This is a genomic window from Paucihalobacter sp. (genome assembly GCF_036825875.1).
In the GTDB taxonomy this organism is placed as follows: domain Bacteria; phylum Bacteroidota; class Bacteroidia; order Flavobacteriales; family Flavobacteriaceae; genus Paucihalobacter.
The window spans coordinates 64,863-67,856 of record NZ_DAISXK010000005.1 but is presented as its reverse complement, the minus strand read 5'-3'; the positions used below and the strand labels follow the sequence as shown (position 1 = coordinate 67,856).

1 protein-coding gene and 1 tRNA gene (1 of these 2 cut by a window edge) are annotated in these 2,994 nt (G+C 37.3%); both read right to left on the bottom strand.

From position 1 onward, the window contains the following. Window positions 1–2,550: beta strand repeat-containing protein (locus tag V7Z48_RS02790; RefSeq protein WP_334111868.1), on the bottom strand; the 2,550-nt coding region annotated here is incomplete at its 3' end. A 394-nt stretch (window positions 2,551–2,944) separates the two neighbouring features. After that, window positions 2,945–2,994 (bottom strand) — tRNA-Asn (locus V7Z48_RS02785) (it continues 56 nt past the right edge of the window).

Here is a 2,994-nt window from a genome sequence, read left to right as displayed (position 1 = left end):
GTTATCGCTTGATCCATTATCAATTTGATTAGCGGTTATACTAGCGTTTCCTGTGGCATCTAATTGTAATGTGATGTTTTGGGTAACTACTGTTGGTGCTATAGAATCTTCAACTGTAACGATGGCCTGAGCAGTGGCAAAATTTCCGTCATTATCTGTGACTGTGAGCGCTACTATGTTTTCTCCTAAATCATCACACGTGAAATCTGCAACATCTACAGAAAACTGCAACTCATTTGTTGGTGTACAATTATCTGTAGAACCATTATCCACGTCTGTAGCTAATATACTGACATTTCCAGTAGGGTCCAATTGAACTGTAATATTTTGGGTGATAACATCAGGAGGAAGAATATCTAATTTATCGATAATGGTAAGTACTACTTTATTATTATCTGGATAAGACACTTCGAACGTGTATCGTTTTCCATCAAAATCAACGTTTTCGATAGGTGACTGTAAATTTGCGGTGGTAATGGTTCCTGTTGTTGTTGCAATTGTAAATGTATCTCCAATTGTTCCTTCGAATGCCATGGTAACCTTTATTGACCCTTCAAAAATATTGTTGTTCCCTGTAATAGCCAACACATCGTGCTCTGTATCTGGAGTAAGTCCGTTTAATTCTATATCTAACACCGAAGTTGCAGTTGATTTAAAATCACCTTGAACACTTAAAGTACCTGGAGATAGTCCTGGAGCAAAGGTTCCATTATTGGTGTAATTGGCCACTGCAGGTAAATCGAAAATACCAACACCTTTTATAACTCCTGTTTCTGAATTTGTAAACATCAGAGAGCCCGCGTGTTCAAGTTCGCCAGTAGCTACTTCAATAGTTCCGAAATTGTTCAGTTCAGTTAAAGTTTGAACCAATCCATTGGTTGTTGATCTTCTTATCAATCCAAAGTTATTCAAAACGTGAACAGTACCTCCAGACCATGTAATGTTTCCGCCATCGGCCTGAAAGTCTATAACACCACTGGCAAGATTGTTAAATATGCCTTGAGTTATAAACAAGTCACCTCCCGAAGTTATATTAAATGTCCCTGCGTTATCTAGATTGGTATCTCCAAATATGAATTTTCCACCGCTACCTGTTAAATTCAGGATTGAGTTATGCGTGAGTGTGCCTCCGCCTTGTAAAGCTCCTGAAACCCAATTAACGTCGCCTACGCCATCAAAATCAATCGTCGCTGTTGTTGGAACCTCTACATTACTAGTCCAATTTAAGGTGCCATCAATAGTTCCTGTAATAGTTCCAGACAAGGTCATTGTTGTATCCCAATCCATGACAGCTCCATTAAAAACGTTATAAGTACCATCATTGAAATTTTTACCAATGGCATTTTGAAAGGAAAGTGTACCACTTTCCACCTGAATAACACCATCATTATTGTTTAATAAAACTAGTATTTGAGCTTCGCCGATACTGGTTGTACGCTTGATCAATCCAAAATTATTTAAAATGTGAACAGTACCACCAGACCATGTAATGTTTCCACCATCGGCTTGAAAGTCTATAACACCACTGGCAAGATTGTTAAATATGCCTTGAGTTATAAACAAGTCACCTCCCGAAGTTATATTAAATGTCCCTGCGTTATCTAGATTGGTATCTCCAAATATGAATTTTCCACCGCTACCTGTTAAATTCAGGATTGAGTTATGCGTGAGTGTGCCTCCGCCTTGTAAAGCTCCTGAAACCCAATTAACGTCGCCTACGCCATCAAAATCAATCGTCGCTGTTGTTGGAACCTCTACATTACTAGTCCAATTTAAGGTGCCATCAATAGTTCCTGTAATAGTTCCAGACAAGGTCATTGTTGTATCCCAATCCATGACAGCTCCATTAAAAACGTTATAAGTACCATCATTGAAATTTTTACCAATGGCATTTTGAAAGGAAAGTGTACCGCTTTCTACTTGAATTACACCACCATTATTGTTTAATAAAACTACTATTTGAGCTTCTCCTGTTGTCGTGGTACGCTTAATCAATCCAAAATTATTTAAAAAGCGAGCCGTGCCGCCAGACCATGTAATATCTCCTCCATTAGCTTGAAGGTCTAAAACACCGCTGGCGAGGTTATTAAATACACCTTGAGATATAAATAGGCTGCCTGAAGAAGTTATATTCACTGTACCTGAGTTATCTATTGTGGTATCCCCTAAAATGAACTTCCCTCCTGAACCTGTGAGATTTATTGTGCCAAAATTAGCTAAAGTGCTTGTAGTACCATTTAAAGTTCCAGTACTCCAGTTTACGGTAGTGTTTGCTCCAAAACTTGAAGGTTCAGTAAAAGTTAAACTGGCATTGATTTCGAATAAAGAATTTCCTTGAACTTCAAAAGATCTGACATTTCCAGAAACATTGAGGGTTACTGTAAATCCAGATGGAATGATCACATCATCTGAAGCTGTTGGGGCTAAATTAGTATCCCAGTTATCAGTGTTATTCCAGTTCGTGTTGACTCCTAAACCAGTCCAAGTGGATTGAGCCATTGCTATAGTACCTGTTGAAGTAAATAGCAAAATTAGTAGAATTCGTTTCATAATTAATAGCTTAAAAGGTTATGTATAGCTATATCGAAACGATTTAAAAATGTGAGCAAAAAAAATTAAAAATTTAAGAAATTGTTATTCAAACTTTTTGCAGAAATGAATTTAAACTGGACATTAAATGTTCAATATTTAAAATTTGAAAGAAATAGAATTTAAAAAAACACCGCATTTTTTATTTTTTTAAGCTGACAAAACTGCGTTTTAATCGCTTCTATCATCTACAGGATTTATAGAATCCTCTTACAGCATAAGCTGGAAATACAAAAGTAAAGGCTTGGCGCCTTTATTCTTTTTTTATTCCCTTTCGCTCTTCAAAACTGTGTTTTGATCGCTTCAGGGAATAAAAAAAGTAATTTGCTCCCGCAAATTACTTTTGTGCTTGTCGGGATGACAGGATTTGAACCTGCGACCACACGGCCCCCAGCCGTGTACGCT